The organism is Lutibacter sp. (assembly GCF_046055765.1).
Classification (GTDB): Bacteria; Bacteroidota; Bacteroidia; order Flavobacteriales; family Flavobacteriaceae; genus Lutibacter.
The window spans coordinates 1-17,123 of record NZ_JASFZF010000024.1; the positions used below are offsets into that span (position 1 = coordinate 1).

The 17,123-nt window shown below is 27.8% G+C and carries 15 protein-coding genes and 2 pseudogenes; 13 read left to right on the forward strand and 4 right to left on the reverse strand.

The window, feature by feature from the left end; genetic code table 11:
- Positions 1-208 precede the first annotated feature (208 nt).
- A pseudogene (locus QM495_RS02290) lies at positions 209-998 on the forward strand (Fic family protein); the annotation flags it as partial.
- A 35-nt stretch (positions 999-1,033) separates the two neighbouring features.
- Here QM495_RS02290 and QM495_RS02295 read toward each other — a convergent pair.
- A pseudogene (locus QM495_RS02295) lies at positions 1,034-1,129 on the reverse strand (hypothetical protein); the annotation flags it as partial.
- A 213-nt stretch (positions 1,130-1,342) separates the two neighbouring features.
- Here QM495_RS02295 and QM495_RS02300 point away from each other — a divergent pair.
- From QM495_RS02300 to QM495_RS02315, 4 genes are all read left to right on the forward strand, one after another.
- Positions 1,343-1,846 (forward strand): N-acetyltransferase family protein, encoded by a 504-nt coding sequence (locus QM495_RS02300; protein ID WP_408670489.1) that lies wholly within the window; start codon positions 1,343-1,345, stop codon positions 1,844-1,846.
- 130 nt (positions 1,847-1,976) lie between these two features.
- Positions 1,977-2,168: a cold-shock protein gene (locus tag QM495_RS02305; protein WP_291801079.1), complete on the forward strand. Its 192-nt coding sequence runs from the start codon at positions 1,977-1,979 to the stop codon at positions 2,166-2,168.
- 96 nt (positions 2,169-2,264) lie between these two features.
- Positions 2,265-3,098 (forward strand): endonuclease/exonuclease/phosphatase family protein, encoded by an 834-nt coding sequence (locus tag QM495_RS02310; protein ID WP_408670490.1) that lies wholly within the window; start codon positions 2,265-2,267, stop codon positions 3,096-3,098.
- A gap of 102 nt (positions 3,099-3,200) precedes the next feature.
- Entirely contained in the window at positions 3,201-4,442 is a 1,242-nt protein-coding gene (locus QM495_RS02315; RefSeq protein ID WP_408670491.1) for a D-alanyl-D-alanine carboxypeptidase, read from the forward strand.
- Between the two features lie 358 nt (positions 4,443-4,800).
- On the opposite strand, the gene QM495_RS02320 is transcribed toward QM495_RS02315, so the two are convergent.
- The gene (locus tag QM495_RS02320; protein WP_408670613.1) at positions 4,801-5,562 is read right to left on the reverse strand and encodes an MBL fold metallo-hydrolase; all 762 of its coding nucleotides are present in this window, start codon (positions 5,560-5,562) and stop codon (positions 4,801-4,803) included.
- A gap of 382 nt (positions 5,563-5,944) precedes the next feature.
- Between QM495_RS02320 and QM495_RS02325 the strand changes: the two genes are divergently transcribed.
- The 6 genes from QM495_RS02325 (at position 5,945) to QM495_RS02350 (ending at position 10,551) form a co-directional block, all read left to right on the forward strand.
- Positions 5,945-7,057, forward strand: coding sequence for an NAD(P) transhydrogenase subunit alpha (locus QM495_RS02325; RefSeq protein ID WP_408670492.1), 1,113 nt, complete (start codon positions 5,945-5,947; stop codon positions 7,055-7,057).
- Between the two features lie 2 nt (positions 7,058-7,059).
- Positions 7,060-7,368, forward strand: coding sequence for an NAD(P) transhydrogenase subunit alpha (locus QM495_RS02330; protein WP_408670493.1), 309 nt, complete (start codon positions 7,060-7,062; stop codon positions 7,366-7,368).
- Complete coding sequence (locus tag QM495_RS02335; protein ID WP_408670494.1) at positions 7,368-8,759, forward strand: NAD(P)(+) transhydrogenase (Re/Si-specific) subunit beta; 1,392 nt, start codon at positions 7,368-7,370, stop codon at positions 8,757-8,759. Before QM495_RS02330 ends, QM495_RS02335 begins: the two co-directional genes overlap by 1 nt.
- 108 nt (positions 8,760-8,867) lie before the next feature.
- Positions 8,868-9,410, forward strand: coding sequence for an RNA polymerase sigma factor (locus QM495_RS02340; RefSeq protein ID WP_408670495.1), 543 nt, complete (start codon positions 8,868-8,870; stop codon positions 9,408-9,410).
- Between the two features lie 31 nt (positions 9,411-9,441).
- Positions 9,442-10,068 (forward strand): hypothetical protein, encoded by a 627-nt coding sequence (locus tag QM495_RS02345; RefSeq protein WP_408670496.1) that lies wholly within the window; start codon positions 9,442-9,444, stop codon positions 10,066-10,068.
- Between the two features lie 12 nt (positions 10,069-10,080).
- Positions 10,081-10,551 (forward strand): sensor of ECF-type sigma factor, encoded by a 471-nt coding sequence (locus tag QM495_RS02350; protein ID WP_408670497.1) that lies wholly within the window; start codon positions 10,081-10,083, stop codon positions 10,549-10,551.
- A 12-nt stretch (positions 10,552-10,563) separates the two neighbouring features.
- On the opposite strand, the gene QM495_RS02355 is transcribed toward QM495_RS02350, so the two are convergent.
- Entirely contained in the window at positions 10,564-12,189 is a 1,626-nt protein-coding gene (locus QM495_RS02355; RefSeq protein ID WP_408670498.1) for an ABC-F family ATP-binding cassette domain-containing protein, read from the reverse strand.
- A 165-nt stretch (positions 12,190-12,354) separates the two neighbouring features.
- Here QM495_RS02355 and QM495_RS02360 point away from each other — a divergent pair, with 165 nt between their 5' ends.
- Together QM495_RS02360 and QM495_RS02365 are read left to right on the forward strand one after the other, a co-directional pair.
- Complete coding sequence (locus tag QM495_RS02360) at positions 12,355-13,743, forward strand: hypothetical protein (RefSeq protein ID WP_408670499.1); 1,389 nt, start codon at positions 12,355-12,357, stop codon at positions 13,741-13,743.
- Positions 13,744-13,839: 96 nt separating this feature from the next.
- The gene (locus tag QM495_RS02365) at positions 13,840-15,660 is read left to right on the forward strand and encodes a DEAD/DEAH box helicase (protein WP_408670500.1); all 1,821 of its coding nucleotides are present in this window, start codon (positions 13,840-13,842) and stop codon (positions 15,658-15,660) included.
- A 28-nt stretch (positions 15,661-15,688) separates the two neighbouring features.
- Here QM495_RS02365 and rocD read toward each other — a convergent pair whose 3' ends face one another.
- Positions 15,689-16,933 (reverse strand): ornithine--oxo-acid transaminase, encoded by a 1,245-nt coding sequence (gene rocD, locus QM495_RS02370; RefSeq protein ID WP_408670501.1) that lies wholly within the window; start codon positions 16,931-16,933, stop codon positions 15,689-15,691.
- Positions 16,934-17,123: the final 190 nt, after the last annotated feature.

Below are 17,123 nucleotides of genomic sequence, written 5' to 3' on the forward strand. Positions count from 1 at the left end.
TTTAATGTTCTAAGAAAAAATCAAATGCTAACATTAAGAAAGAAATACAGTGCTAGAACCACGAACTCTTATCATCGATTTTATAAATATAAAAATAGTGACCCGTCCTGAAATATGTATACACAAAACCACAAGTATATGTATAAAAATGACAAATGAATTAAAATTACATAAAAACAAGTCATTTACAAATATTGACTACACAGAAAAAATTGAGGGAAATACTCTTAGTAAAAACAAATCACTGCCCTTTTATAAAATAAACGAGTAATTGGCCCAAAAAAGATATTAAAGAGGTTTTAAATGCAATTGATATTTATGAAAATTTAGATAGGTTCAATCTATTAAATGAAAAACTCTTTTTAAAAGCTCATCAGAATTTAATGAATAATCTGATTGAAAATGCTGGGGAATATAGAAATCAAGGAGTTGGAATTATAAAAGGTACAAAAGTTGAACATGTAGCTCCTCCGTATGAAAATGTTCCATACTTAATGAAAGACCTTTTTGAGTATTTGAAAAATTCGAATGAAATGGAATTTATTCATACTTTTCTAGATGGAAATGGTAGAGTGGGACGATTATGGCAAACTTTGATTTTAATGGAAAAATATCCAGTATTTGAATATTTACCATTTGAAACACTAATTAGTAAAGATCAAGAGAAATACTACAATGCTTTATCTCAAAGTGATAAATCTGGAAAGTCAACGGAATTTATTGAATATATGTTAGATATTATTGACATCTCAATAAGTGAATTATTAGACTTTAATAATCGAATTCTAAATGAAAAAGACAGACTAGAATATTTTAGTTTACTAAACAAAATAGAGTTTACTAGAAAAGATTATATGGATGTTTTTAAAGATGTTTCTCCTGCAACTGCTAGTAGAGACTTGAAAAAAGGTATAAAATTAAACTTGTTTGAAAAAATTGGTAAAATGAATAAAACGAAGTACAAATTAATAACTGTCAAACTGGAAGTTCCTCTATGAGTAGCTCGCCACCTGTAAACGCATTGAACTTGAACCCCTAACTCATTAGCTAAATCTTTAATATTATCGCACTTGTAACTTAAACGGACAGTCTCTAATTTAAATTCAGTACTGTAATGTCGTTTTTCCATAATTCTAAGATATTTATTTTTAGTTAAACAGTCTTAAAAGAATATCCTAGTAAATGTAGTAAATCCAGATAATTTCTCATTGCAAGATGAGACTAAAATAGGTTATAAACACAAAAAAGAGAAATGTAAAATTTATCTTTGATAACATTTTAATAAAAATAACTACTTATATTAGACACTTCAAAAAAATATCTTTAAAACAAGTCGATTTTTATGCTTAAAGAACCTATAATACGATTTGCCACGATAAAAGATTTACAATATATAGTTGACATTTATAACCAAGCTATTAAAACTAAATCTGCAACGGGTGACATTGAAGTATTTAAAATTGAAGACAGAGTTGAGTGGTTCAAAAAGTTTAATACTAATGAGTATCCTCTTTATATTGCTGAAATAAATAAAAAAGTTGTAGGTTTTTGCACAATATCTCCTTACAGACCAGGAAGAAAAGCAATGCAAAAAGTAGCTGAAATAAGCTATTATGTAGATTATTCTTACCATAAAAAAGGAATTGGCACCTCCTTATTAAAGTTTGCAGTTTTAGATTGTAATAGAATTAATAAGAAAAATTTACTTGCATTTGTTTTAGACATTAACTACTCCACTATAAGACTATTAGAAAAAAATAACTTTAAACAACTTGGCTACTTGCCTAACATTATTGAATTTGATAATAAAAAGTGTGGCCATTTAATTTATGGATTAAGAATATAAGATTCATAACTTATTCATTTAAAGATTAATAGACCTATTAAATAAAAAATAATTATAAAAATAAAAAATTTATGAATATCCAATATAAAACAGTACATTTGCAACTAATATAATTTTTAATATCAATATAATGAGTAAAGGAACAGTAAAATTCTTCAACGAAACAAAAGGATTTGGATTTATCAGCGAAGAAGGTTCAAACAAAGAGCATTTTGTACACATTTCAGGTTTAATCGATGAAATCCGTGAAGGTGATGAAGTTGAATTCGAATTAACAGAAGGTAAAAAAGGCTTAAACGCAGTAAATGTAAAAGTTATTTAATATATACTATTACCTTTTTACAATGTAGAAGCCTATCAATAATTTGATAGGCTTTTTTTTAGTTTAAAATCTACCCTTTTCTATTTATCAATAAAAATGAAAATTTTTAAAAGATATTACATATCATTTCTAATTGTAGCTTTAATTTCAAATTTTACTATTGCACAATCAACTAAAATTATTTCATATAATATTAGATACGCTAACAAAACTGACAAAGAAAATAATTGGGATAACAGAAAAGCTAAAATTATTACACTTCTAAAAAATAACAATCCAGCAATTTTTGGAATTCAAGAAGGATTAAAAACACAAGTTAACTATATTGATAGCTCTCTAGTTAACTATAAATACATTGGTATTGGAAGAGATGGCGAAGATAAAGGTGAATATTCAGCAATATTTTATGATACAACTAAATTTAATTTAAAAATAAGTAATACGTTTTGGCTATCTCAAACACCCGATTCTATTTCAATTGGTTGGGATGCAAACCTTAAACGAATTTGTACTTATGGTCTTTTTGAAAACATAAATACAAATAAAAATTTATGGATTTTTAATACTCATTTTGATCATATTGGAAACATTGCAAGAGAAAATTCAGCAAAATTAATTTTATCAAAAATAAACCAAATAAATACAAGAAACTTCCCTTTAATATTAATGGGTGATTTAAATCTTACTCCAGAAGAGGCTCCTATTCAATTATTCAAATCAAGTTTAGATGACCCTTTAAAAATATCAAAGACAAGTTTAGTTGGACCAAAAGGAACTCTTAATGGTTTTAGTTTGGGAAAAGTTTGGGAAAAAATTGATTATTTTTTCACAAAAAACATAACTATCTTATCATATACTCATATTGATGATTTAAAAAATTGTAACAAACATATTTCAGACCATTTACCAATAATGATTGAAGTAAAATAGCTTATAAATTATAATACCTTTAAACAATTAGTATATTTACTTTAAAATTAAATTGTTTAAATATTGAAACACATAATTAATATCATATATGTAATAAGTCTAATGCTAATTACAACACTAGTACTAACTTCCTGTGGAACTACTTATAAAATTAAAAAAGATTTCAAACTAAAAAATAAAGAGAATTCTCTTTTTAAAGGTTTTATTCTATACAATCCAATCACAAAAAAAGAAATTATAAACTATAACGGTCAAAAGTATTTTACACCTGCTTCAAATACAAAACTGTTTACATTTTATACTGCTTATAAAACACTTGAAGACAGTATCGCTAGTTTAGCTTATTATAAAACAAAAGATTCATTAATAATAAAAGGAACTGCAGATCCTTCATTTTTATATACGAATGAAAGTACTAAAATTATAAATTTTCTAAAAAATGAAAAAGAAAATATTTACTTAGTTGATGCAACTATTGATGATACAAATTATGGAAGTGGTTGGTCTTGGGATGATTATGAATATTACTATATGCCTGAGAAAAATTTATTCCCAATGTATGGAAATATTGTAAAGTTTACTTTTATTGATAGTTTAGTAAACGCAACTCCCTCTTATTTTAAACAAAAAATAAATGTGTTAGATTCTATAACCAATAGAAGAGAGTTTGCAAAAAATAAATTTTACATACAGAAATGGAGCATAAAAGAAAACGAAGTTCCATTTATTACATCTAATCTTCTTATTTCTAATTTATTAAGTAAAATTATTAAAAAAAATATTCCACTAATTCCCGATTCTAAAGCCTATAAATATAAAGTTATAAAAGGAGTGAATTCTGACACATTATACAAACAAATGCTTATTGTAAGTGATAATTTTATTGCTGAACAACTTTTGCTTCAAGTTGGGAAAAAAGTTTCCAACTCATATTCAGTAAAAAAAGCAATTAGTTATTCACTTAATAATTATTTAAAAGGTTTACCTCAAAAACCACGTTGGGTTGATGGTTCTGGTTTATCAAGATATAATTTATTTACTCCAAACGATTTTATATTTTTATTAGATAAAATGTACAATGAAATACCTTTAACTAAACTTTTAAATTACTTTCCTGCTGCAGGAGAATCCGGTACTTTGAAAAATTGGAATGAAATTAAAAAGCCATACATCTACGCTAAAACTGGTTCATTGTCTAACAATTATAATTTAAGTGGCTATCTAATAACTAAAAAAGGTACCATTTTAATTTTTAGCTATATGAATAATCACTTTCAAAAATCAACTTCAACCATTAAAAATGAAATTCGAAAAACTTTAAGTAAAATCTATAAAACTTATTAATTAATATGAATACAATTGGTTTAATTGGTAGAATGAGTTAATCTTCATTAATTTATAATAAATTAATGAAAAAGTACTAGAATTATTTGGTGGTTTCCATACTGGTAAAAGTAGTATGATTTTAGTAAATTTTGCCAAAATTAAAAAATATTAACACAAAAATAATTGGAAATATTAGATAATTTAATGGTAGATTCTGCAAAAAAAATAGAATTAGCTAGTGCAAATCTAATAGTACTTTGTACAAACACCGTGTATTTATGTAGCAACAAAATAATTAATAATATAATATCCCCACTTTTAATACAACTAAAATTCATGCAGAAAAAGCTGTTGAAATAGCATTAAAGAATAATTATCAAGCTTCAACAATCAACTCATCATAAGCTAAAAATACATTTTCTGGTAAGTTTTTTTCTACTTCAGCATGAAACCCTAAATATTGACTTATATGTGTTAAATATGCTTTTTTAGGTTTCAATTCATCTATTAAAGCAAGTGCTTCATCTAAATTTAGATGAGAATGATGTGGCTTAATTCTAACAGCATTTATAATCAGAATGTCTAAATTTTTAAGTTTTAATTTTTCAACTCCAGAAATAGTTTTAACATCCGTTAAATAAGCAATATTATTAAATCTAAACCCAAAAATAGACAATTTTCCGTGTTCAACTTTAACTGGAATTACCTCTAAGCCTCCAATAGTAAAAGGCTTATTTTTAATCTCAATTTGTTTAACACTTGGTGCTCCAGGATATTTATTGTTATCATTTAAAATATAATCAAATCGTTTTGATAAATAGTTTAATACTCTTTTGTGTGCATAAATTGGTACAGCTCCTAATTGAAAACTAAATGGACGTAAATCATCTAATCCTGCGGTATGATCGGCGTGTTCATGCGTAAATAAGGCACCATCAATTTTAGATACATTTGCACGTAACATTTGATATCTAAAATCTGGTCCACAATCAACCACATAACTAAAATTACCCCATTCAATTAATATAGAAACTCTCAAACGCTTATCTCTTTTATCCGTAGATAAACAAACTGGATGAGAGCTATTAATTACAGGAATACCTTGTGAAGTTCCAGTACCTAAAAAAGTAATTTTTATTTTCATATCACCTACAAAATAACAACTAATAATTTAAATACCTTTTAACAATAAATTTCGTTCAAAATTTGAATAAAATAGATGACTTTAGTAATATTTATTATATAATTTTCATTAAAATAGTGAATTTAGCGAAAAAAACATAAAATCTGACTTATATCAACTTTTTGATATGTATAATTTTGTACTTTTACAAACTATTAAAAAAGAATAGAAAATGATTTTAATATTAAAGAAATTTAACCCAAATATTAGATTCTGCAATATTAATCTAACTTTTCAAAATGAATGATAATAAAGTGACTAATTAGTCACTTTATTATCATATTAATTTAATTTGAACAAACTATATAATTATAACAAATATTAAAACCTAAACTATATGAAAATAGGCATATTAAATGAAACTCAAAAAGGCGAAAAGCGAGTTTCAATTTCTCCTACTATTTCTAAACAGCTTATTGATAAAGGATTTGAAGTTATTGTAGAAGAAGATGCAGGACATGCTTCTTCTTTTAAAAATTCTGACTATACTAAAATTGGTGCTGCTGTTGAAAAAAGAGGTGTTGTTTTTAAAGATGCAGATATTTTAGTGAAAATTAATCCTTTTAACGAAGAAGATTTGAAATTAGTGGATAAACACCATATTTTAATGAGTCAGTTATTCCATAAATCGCACCCAGAACTAATTAAAGCAATTGCTGAAATAGGTGCTACTGCTTTTTCAATGGATGCTATTCCTAGAATCTCAAGAGCACAGGATATGGATATTTTAAGTTCACAAAGTAACTTAGCTGGTTATAAAGCGGTTATTTTAGGCGCTTACGAAATGACTAAAATATTCCCTTTAATGATGACTGCTGCTGGAACTATTACTCCATCAAGAGTTTTAATTTATGGTGTTGGAGTAGCTGGTTTACAAGCTATTGCAACAGCAAAAAGATTAGGTGCAGTAGTTGAAGCAACTGATATTAGATTAGAAACCAAAGAACAAACAGAATCTTTAGGAGCTAAATTTATTAGTGTAGATAATACTGGTGAAAAATCTGAAGGAGGTTATGCAAAAGAAGCTTCTGAAGATTATGTAAAACGACAAAAAGAAGCGGTAAATAATTCTTTATTTAAAGCCGATTTAGTAATTACAACCGCAATGGTTCCAGGTAGAAGATCACCTATTTTAATTACTAAAGAACAAGTAGAACAAATGAAAAACGGAGCAGTTATTATTGATTTAGCGGCAGCTCAAGGTGGTAATTGTGAATTAAGTAAATTTAACAAAACTGTAATTGAATACGGTGTGAAAATTATTGGAACCTCCATTGCTCCAGAAAGTGTTTCTACCAATGCTAGTGATTTATACGCTAAAAACATGTTTAATTTTATCATGCATTTAACCGATGAAACTAAATTTAAATGGGAGTTAGATGAAGAAATAACCGATAAAACTCTTATTGTTAAAGAAGGATTAATAAGACAAAACGGAAATACTAAATAGTTATGACAGAATTTATAGATTTTTTAAGTAGCAACCTGCAAATGATATACATTGTTATATTGATGATTTTTGTAGGCGTTGAAATAATTGGCCATGTGCCAGCAGTGTTACACACCCCATTAATGTCTGGTGCAAATGCCATTCATGGAGTTATTATTATTGGGGCAATATTAGTAATGATCGATGCTGATCCAGATAATATCTTATCGATTTCATTAGGTTTTGTAGCTGTATTACTCGGAACTTTAAACGTGGTTGGTGGATTTGTTGTTACCGACCGCATGTTAGAAATGTTTAAAAAGAAAAAATAATGGAATATACATTTAGTCTAGAATTTATATACTTAATCGCATCAATAACTTATATTGTTGGATTAAAAATGTTAGGTCATCCTGAAACCGCACGAAGAGGAAATTTAATAGCAGCTGCAGGTATGTCCTTAGCCATTTTCGGAACTTTATTTTTATATCAAGGGGAAGAAGTACCTTCTAAAATTTATATACTTATAGCAATTGCAATTACAATAGGAACCATTGTTGGATGGCTTATTGCTAAAAAAGTAGATATGACAAAAATGCCTGAATTAGTTTCATTATTTAATGGAATGGGTGGTGCTAGTGCAGCCTTAATAGGTTTAATTGAATTTCATCATAATGTTGGTAATCAATTACACATTGCAACTATAATTGCTGGAATGGTAATTGGTAGCGTTTCTTTTTCTGGTAGTATGATTGCATTAGGAAAACTAAACGGAACTTTAAAAAAACCAATTCGTTTACCAAAATACAATTTGTTAAATAATTTAGTACTTCTTGCAATTATAGCTTTTGGTATTTTTATGGTAATTAGTGGAACTTCAAGCCAATTGCTTATTTATTCATTATTTTTCTCAGCTTTAGCTTATGGAATATTATTAGTAATTCCAATTGGTGGAGCTGATATGCCCGTAGTAATTTCATTATTAAACTCTTTTACAGGGTTAGCAGCAGCATTTGCAGGTTTCTTATATGGAAATATGGTATTATTAACTGGTGGTATTTTAGTGGGTTCAGCTGGAACCATTTTAACTTTCGCCATGTGTACTGCCATGAACAGATCTTTATCTAATGTTATTTTTGGTGCATTTGGAAGTAGTGGTGGTGAAGATGCTGAAGGCCATGAAATTACAGGAAGTATATCAAAAGCATCTGTAAGCGATGTTGCCATTTTAATGAACTATTCTCAAAGAGTAATTATAGTTCCTGGCTATGGTTTGGCAGTTGCACAAGCACAACATGTAATTCATGAATTAGAACAATTATTAGACAGTAAAGGAATTGATGTTAAATATGCCATTCACCCAGTAGCAGGCCGTATGCCTGGTCATATGAATGTTTTATTGGCAGAAACAAATGTTGAATACGATAAATTAGCAGAAATGGATGATGTAAATCCAGAGTTCGCTAGTACAGATGTTGTATTTGTAGTTGGAGCAAATGATGTTGTTAACCCAGCGGCTCATAATGATCCTTCAAGTCCAATTTATGGTATGCCAATTTTAGAAGTTGAAAATGCAAAACATATTATTGTTAATAAACGTAGTATGAAACCTGGCTATGCAGGTATAGAAAATGAATTATTTTACAATCAAAAAACTTCAATGCTATTTGGAGATGCAAAAGAAGTATTAAGTAAATTGGTTGCCGAATTAAAAAGTATGTAAATTTAAAATATATAGCTTTAAAAGAGGATAAATTTAAGTTTATCCTCTTTTTTTGGTTTTAAATTAAACCTTTAGTAACTTTCAAAGTCTAAGTATAAAATATTTCATGTGAAAGACGAAAAATTATTAGTGGCTCAGCTTAAAAACTCCGATACGCAAGAAAAAGCTTTTCGTAATTTAATGTCTATTTATAAAGAACGTTTATATTGGCATATTCGTAAAATTGTATTATCCCATGATGATGCTGATGATGTTCTTCAAAATACTTTTATAAAAATTTTTAAAAATATACATGCTTTCAAAGAAAACAGTAAACTATATTCTTGGATGTATCGAATTGCAACAAACGAAGCAATAACGTTTATTAACAAAAAAGCAGCCAAACAACATGTAGACATTAGTGAATTACAACATAAAATGGCCGCTGATTTATACGAAGATCAATACTATTCTGGTGATGAAATTCAACAGTTATTACAAAAAGCAATTTTCACATTACCTCAAAAACAGCAATTAGTGTTTAATATGAAGTATTTTGATGAAATGAAATATACTGAGATTTCTGAAATTTTAGAAACTTCAGTAGGAGCCTTAAAGGCATCTTATTTTCATGCAGTAAAAAAAATTGAAGAGTTTGTAAAATCACATTAAACCAATAGGCTAAAAAAGTGTCTAATAAATAGTGAAGAAAAAAGATTTACATAAAATAGCACCAAAATTAAGTGAAATTTCACTTAAGAAAACTGGTTTTGAAATTCCTAACAAGTATTTCGATACTATTGAAGATACTGTTTTTACTAAATTGAAAATTGAAAATCTTCAAAAATATTCAACTAAAAAAAGATTTAAAACTCCCGAAAATTACTTTAATTCTGTAGAAGATATTGTGATTGCAAAATTAAAAGCTGAAGCAATTCAGATTGAAAATAAAAGTACATTAGAAGTTCCAAAAGACTACTTTAATTCTATTGACGAAAATGTTTTTACTAAAATAAAATCCGAAGCAAAAATAATTTCATTAAAAAATACTTTAACTAAAATTATTTTCCCAATAACAATTGCAGCCTCACTCCTACTTATAATTACTTTAAATACAAATAAAGATTTAATTTCTTTTGGTTCTTTGGCAACAACAGATATTGAAAATTGGATTGAAAATGGAAACATAGATATTGATGACTTAACTATAGCCTCAATTTACTCAGATATTGAATTAAATAATGATAATTATGCATTATCTATTTCGGATGAAGAAGTAATTGATTATTTAAATAATGAAGACTTGGAATTAATTATTTATGAAAATTAAAATAGTACTAAAATGAAAACAAAACTAGCTGTATTATTCATTTTTATATTTGCCACAAGCATAACTTTTGCGCAGCAAATGAATAGACAAAAAATAAAAGCACTTAAAACTGCCTATTTAACTGAGGCTCTAGATCTTAAACCCAAAGAAGCAGAAAAATTTTGGCCTGTATATAATTTGTATATAGGTAATATACAACAAAACAAAATGCAATTGGAAGGTGGTTTACAACGTAAAATTAAATTTGCTGGTGGTGTTGAAAATCTTTCCGAAAAAGAAGCTCAAAAATTAATTGAAATTTCTATTCAACTTGAAAAGGAAATAACTGCTTCCAAAATAAAATTAATTAAAGAACTTTCAAAAGTTATTTCAGCTAAAAAAATTATTATGCTAAAAAAAGCAGAGAGAGATTTTAATAGGCGAATTCTTCAAGAATATGGAAAACGGAGAAGAATGGACAATTATAAAAAGAGAGCCAACTAGCTCCCTATTTTATTATAAATACATTTTAGTCCTTAATTCTTTTACTTTAGGATCTCCTAAATATTCATCAAATGTTGAATATCTATCTATAACACCTTTTGGAGTAATTTCAATAATTCTATTTGCTACTGTATGAGCAAATTCGTGGTCATGTGTTGTAAATAGCACTGTTCCTTTAAAATTACTTAATGAATTATTAAATGCTTGAATTGATTCTAAATCTAAATGGTTTGTAGGCTCATCTAACATTAAAACGTTTGCTCTCAACATCATCATTCTAGATAACATACAACGTACTTTTTCACCTCCTGAGAGCACATTACATTTTTTTAGTGCTTCTTCACCACTAAAAATCATTTTTCCTAAAAATCCTCTCAAATAAACTTCTTCTCGCTCTTCTTCTGTTTTAGCATATTGACGTAACCAATCTACTAAATTTAAACTTGAATCTATAAAAAACTCTGAATTATCTAAAGGTAAATAAGATTGATTTGTAGTTACTCCCCATTGAAACTTCCCTCCATCTGCTTTTGCGTGTCCATTTAATATTTCATAAAAAGCAGTTACAGCTCTCGAATTTTTAGAAATTAAAGCTACTTTATCTCCTTTATTTAAATTAAAATGAATATTGCTAAACAATACTTCTTCATCAGTTGCTTTAGACAAATGTTCTACATTTAAAATTTGATCACCTGCTTCTCTTTCACGTTCAAAAATAATGGCAGGATATCTACGGCTTGATGGCTTTATTTGATTTACATCTAATTTTTCAATCATTTTTTTACGACTAGTTGCTTGTTTAGATTTTGCAACATTGGCAGAAAAACGACGAATAAATTCTTCTAATTCTTTCTTTTTATCCTCTGCTTTTTTATTTTGTTGCGCACGTTGACGAGCAGCTAACTGACTAGATTCATACCAAAAAGTATAATTTCCTGAGAAATGATTAATCTTTCCAAAATCAATGTCTGAAATATGTGTACAAACAGCATCTAAAAAGTGACGGTCATGAGAAACAACAATTACCGTATTATCATAGTTTGCTAAAAAATTCTCCAACCATCCAATAGTTTCAAAATCAAGATCATTGGTAGGCTCATCCATAATTAGTAAATCTGGATTTCCAAATAAAGCTTGCGCTAACAATACACGTACCTTTGCTTTACCATCTAATTCACTCATTAAAGTATAGTGTATATCTTCTCTAATACCTAAGGATGATAACATCGTTGCAGCATCACTTTCAGCATTCCAACCTCCCATTTCTTCAAATTCTACACCTAATTCTCCAACTTTTATTCCATCATCCTCAGAAAAATCTTCTTTACTATAAATAGCATCCATCTCTTTCTTTATATCAAATAAATGCTTGTTTCCCAAAAGAACAGTATCTAAAACTTGATATTCATCAAAAGCATAGTGATCTTGTGATAAAACAGACATTCGTTTTCCGTGATCTAAATTCACACTCCCTGATGTTGCATCTATTTGACCAGAAATAATTTTTAAAAAAGTTGATTTTCCAGAACCATTGGCGCCAATAATTCCGTAACAATTTCCAATTGTAAATTTTGTATTAACTTCGTCAAACAAAACACGTTTCCCGAATTGAACAGATAAATTTGATACTGAAAGCATTCTTTATTTTATTTTAATTTTTTGCAAAAGTAGTAAATTAGATTTACTAAAAAATATTTAATTTAAAGTTAATTATCACCAATTTTATAATCGCATTTTTATATTTAACATCTCATTAACAAGCTAACAAATAAGTTGTACGTATTTTTGTTTTTATAAATCTCAATGAAATACTTTATTAGTATCATAGTAGCAATAGTAGCCTTTAGTTGTAAAACAGCTAATGAAGACACGGAGATAACGTCATTTGGCGGTGAAATAATTAATCCTAAAACAGATTTTGTACTATTTTTAAAAGAAGGTAGTGTTATCGATACATTATTTTTAGATAGCAATAACCGCTTTATAAATAATTACAAATCGTTAGTTGAAGGTTTATATACTTTTAAGCATGGTACTGAATTTCAATACGTTTACATTCAACCAAAGGATAGTATTTTAGTTAGACTTAATACTTGGGATTTTGACGAATCACTTGTATTTAGTGGAAAAGGAAGCGATAAAAATGAGTTTTTAATAAATTTATTTTTACAAAATGAAAAGGAAGAAAAAAATATGTACCAATATTTTAATTTGAATGAATATGAGTTTCAACATAAAATAGATTCTCTTTCGAATGAACGCATTGAAATTTTTAATAAGTTTTCTTCTGAAAGAATTCAAAAAACCACTGATGGATTTAAAAAATTAACTACTTCAGCAATAAATTTCCCACTCTACAGGCTAAAAGAAATGTATCCTTTTTTTTATAAAAAAGCACATAAACTAAATAAATTTCCTAAGATTTCTAAAGAGTTTTACAATTTTAGAAAAGATATAAGTTTAAATGAAGATAATTTAATTGCATTCTATCCTTATCAAAATTACGTAGTATATTACCTGTATAATTTAAGCTATCAACTCAAAGAAAAAGATTCTACAAAAAATAATTTAACCGTTAATATTTTAAATGCAACAGTAGATCATATTAAATCTGAAAAATTTAAAAACACTTTATTAAAAAGAATTCTAGTTAATGACTTTTTAAAAAGTGAATCAACTTGTAGTATAAATGAAGATGCATTAAATTTATTTATAAACAATTGTACAAATCAAGAATATATCACACAAGTAGAAAAATTAGTGAACGATAGCAAAACTATTAAAAATAAAGAACCTTTACACAATTTCAACATACTTTCTTATAATAACAAAATAGCAACCATAAATGATGTTATAAAACACAAAAATTCTGTAATTTACTTTTGGTCTACTAATTATATGTCTTCAGATTACCTAGTGAAGCGCATTAAGTATTTAGAAACAAATTTTCCTAATATATTATTTATTGGTATTAATATGCAAAATACTTCAGAAGATTTAACCTCTGAACCGAATTTAAAAAATCTAGATATTTCCAAACAATTTAAACTTACAAAAAATAGTGAAGCTCATAAATATTTTACTAGTAACTACCCACGCACAATTATTATTGATAAAAATGGTATTGTTAAAAATGGTTTTACCTATTTAGATTCTAGAAAACTTCACTCTGAATTAACCAAATTAAAATAAATTACTTTTTTTTATGCAGCGTTAAATTTAAGTGTACCTTTGCACGTTTTTAACCGGTTTATAGATGGGCGTCTGTAAATCAATAATTTATACAGAATGTCGACATTTAAAGATTTAGGGCTTAATGCTAATATCATTAAAGCCTTAACCGATTTGGGTTACGAAAACCCTACAGAAATACAAGAAAAAGCAATTCCACAAGTTATTTCTTCAAAAGTAGATTTAAAAGCTTTTGCACAAACAGGAACAGGGAAAACTGCAGCTTTTAGTTTACCTATTTTAGAACAAATTGATACTAATAGCACAAACACACAAGCAATTATTTTATCACCAACACGTGAATTAGCAATACAAATTGCTAAAAATATTGAAGAATTTTCAAAACACATTAAAGGCTTTAGAACTATTGCAGTATATGGCGGGGCTAGCATTGAAGATCAAATTAGAAAACTTAAAAAAGGTGTTCATATTGTTGTTGGTACTCCAGGAAGAACCGTTGATTTAATTAACAGAAAACAATTAAAACTTTCTAACGTTCAATGGCTTGTTTTAGACGAAGCTGATGAAATGTTAAATATGGGTTTTAAAGATGAATTAGATAAAATTCTTGCTGTTACCCCTAAAGAAAAACAAACCTTATTGTTTTCTGCAACATTCCCTAGAGAAGTTGAAAGTATTGCTAAAAACTATATGCACAAACCTGTTGAAATTACTTCAGGTGAAAAAAATAAAGGATCTGACCAGGTTTCACATCAATATTATGTAGTTTCAGAAAGAAATAGATATGCTGCACTCAAAAGAATTGCTGATGTAAATCCAGATATTTATAGCATTGTTTTTTGCAGAACAAGAAGAGAAACACAAGAAGTTGCAGATAAATTAATAAAAGATGGCTACAGTGCTGATGCACTTCATGGGGATTTATCACAAGCGCAACGTGATAGCGTTATGGGTAAATTTCGTAAAAAGCATTTACAACTTTTAGTTGCAACTGATGTTGCTGCACGTGGACTTGATGTTAACGATTTAACACACGTTATTAACCACAAATTACCAGATCAAATAGAATCTTATACTCACAGAAGTGGTAGAACTGGTAGGGCAGGTAAAGTAGGTATTTCAATAGCAATTGTTACAGGAAGAGAAAAAGGAAAATTAAGACCTATTGAAAGGTTAATAGGTAAAAAGTTTGTAAGTACACCTATTCCTACCGGAAAAGAAATTTGTCAAAATCAATTATTAAAATTAATTGATAAAGTTCATGATATTGAAATAAACGAAATTGAAATAAATGAATTTCTACCTTCAATTTATGAAAAATTAGAAGGTTTAGATCGTGAAGAATTAATTAAAAGATTTGTTTCATTAGAATTCAATACTTTTTTATCATACTATCAAAATGCGCCAGATTTAAATGATAGTGATCAAATGAGAGGTCGAGATTCAGACACTAGAGGAAAACGTAGAGATGATGAAAATATGACTCGATTCTTTATAAATATTGGTAGAAAAGATAAATTAAATCCTGCTAGATTAATTGGTTTGATTAATGAGCAAAAAATTGCTAAAAATATTGAAATTGGTCAAATTGAAATATTAGACACTTTTTCGTTTTTTGAATTAGATAAAAACTATAAAGACGAAACAATTACTACTTTCCAAGAAAATGATGTTGATTTTGAAGGAAGAAGCGTAAATGTAGAAATTACAGAAAAAAAGCGTGGAGGAAGAAGCGGCGGAGGAAGAAGTCGTGATAAGAACCGAAAAGATAGTGGAAGAATAGATCATGGAAGCCGAAGAAGAAGCTCCGGCGGAAAACCTGGAAGCGAATTTAGTGGTTTTGGAAGAAAACGTTCAGATAGTAAAAGTGCTTTTGGATCGTCAGATAAAAAAAGCTCTAAAAGAAGAAAGAGATAATAAAAAAGCGGCTTAAAGCCGCTTTTTTTTATAATTGAAATTCGGTAATTGTTTTTGTTATAATTGAAACACAATCTAACAATTGTTCTTTATTCATTACTAAAGGAGGAGCAAAACGGATAATATTTCCATGTGTTGGTTTAGCTAACAATCCATTATCTCTCAGCTTCAAACAAATATTCCAAGCTGTAGAACTATCTTCAGAATCATTAATAACAATTGCATTTAACAAACCTTTTCCTCGTACAAATTTAATTAAACTGTTTGTATCAATAAATTTTTGCAATTCACTTCTGAAGAGTTTTCCTAATATTTCTGAATTTTCAGCTAATTTTTCATCTTTAACAACATCGAGCGCAGCAATTGCAACAGCGCTAGCTAAAGGGTTTCCACCAAAAGTTGAACCATGTTGACCAGGTTTAATCACATTCATAATCTCATCACTAGCAAAAACTGCTGAAACTGGATAAACTCCACCACTTAATGCTTTCCCCAAAATTAAAATATCAGGTTTTACATTTTCGTGATCAACAGCAAGTAATTTTCCTGTTCTTGCAACTCCCGTTTGTACTTCATCTGCAATAAATAAAACATTATACTTTTCGCACAATGCTTTTGCCTTAGCCAAGTAACCTTCAGAAGGCACATAAACTCCAGCCTCGCCTTGAATAGGTTCTACTAAAAACCCTGCTATATTATTGCTAGATTTCAATGCGTTTTCTAAAGCTTCTAAATTATCATATTCAATTTTAATAAACCCCGCAGTAAAAGGACCAAAATTCTTACGTGCATCTTCATCATTTGAAAAACTAATAATTGTTGTAGTTCTACCGTGGAAATTATTTTTACAAACTATTATTTCCGCTTTATTTTCAGCAATACCTTTTTTCTCATAAGCATATTTTCTACACAATTTAATCGCAGTTTCTACAGCTTCAGCACCTGTGTTCATAGGTAATACCTTGTCAAAACCAAAATAACTAGTAACATATTTTTCATATGTGCCTAGCACATCATTATAAAATGCTCGTGATGTTAAAGTTAACGTACTTGCTTGCTCTTGTAAGGCTTTTATAATTTTTGGGTGACAATGCCCTTGATTAACTGCTGAATATGCTGATAAAAAATCGTAATATTTTTTACCTGCAATATCCCAAACATAAACACCTTTACCTTTATTTAAAACAACTGGTAATGGATGGTAATTATGTGCTCCATACTTATCTTCTAATTTAATTGCTTGTTCTGATGAAATTTTTTCTGAAACCATCATTATAAAAATTTTAAAATTGAAATTTAAAATTCCTTCTTTGGGAGAGAAATCATCCTAATATTAATCGCAAATTACAAAATATTTTAAACACATATATACTACTTAAAATAAATTTAAGTATCTAAATTAATTTCTTTATATCTATAATAATTATTTATTACAACTTTTGTTAAGAAAATCACAAAACATT

Excerpts from the sequence above, each read along its gene's own strand:
- QM495_RS02310 (WP_408670490.1), top strand. The coding sequence starts at position 2,265 with ATGAAAATTTTTAAAAGATATTACATATCATTTCTAATTGTAGCTTTA.
- QM495_RS02330 (WP_408670493.1), top strand. The coding sequence starts at position 7,060 with ATGACAGAATTTATAGATTTTTTAAGTAGCAACCTGCAAATGATATAC.
- QM495_RS02360 (WP_408670499.1), top strand. The coding sequence starts at position 12,355 with ATGAAATACTTTATTAGTATCATAGTAGCAATAGTAGCCTTTAGTTGT.
- QM495_RS02365 (WP_408670500.1), top strand. The coding sequence starts at position 13,840 with ATGTCGACATTTAAAGATTTAGGGCTTAATGCTAATATCATTAAAGCC.
- QM495_RS02300 (WP_408670489.1), top strand. The coding sequence starts at position 1,343 with ATGCTTAAAGAACCTATAATACGATTTGCCACGATAAAAGATTTACAA.
- rocD (WP_408670501.1), bottom strand. The coding sequence starts at position 16,933 with ATGATGGTTTCAGAAAAAATTTCATCAGAACAAGCAATTAAATTAGAA.
- QM495_RS02315 (WP_408670491.1), top strand. The coding sequence starts at position 3,201 with ATGCTAATTACAACACTAGTACTAACTTCCTGTGGAACTACTTATAAA.
- QM495_RS02325 (WP_408670492.1), top strand. The coding sequence starts at position 5,945 with ATGAAAATAGGCATATTAAATGAAACTCAAAAAGGCGAAAAGCGAGTT.
- QM495_RS02355 (WP_408670498.1), bottom strand. The coding sequence starts at position 12,189 with ATGCTTTCAGTATCAAATTTATCTGTTCAATTCGGGAAACGTGTTTTG.
- QM495_RS02305 (WP_291801079.1), top strand. The coding sequence starts at position 1,977 with ATGAGTAAAGGAACAGTAAAATTCTTCAACGAAACAAAAGGATTTGGA.
- QM495_RS02335 (WP_408670494.1), top strand. The coding sequence starts at position 7,368 with ATGGAATATACATTTAGTCTAGAATTTATATACTTAATCGCATCAATA.
- QM495_RS02350 (WP_408670497.1), top strand. The coding sequence starts at position 10,081 with ATGAAAACAAAACTAGCTGTATTATTCATTTTTATATTTGCCACAAGC.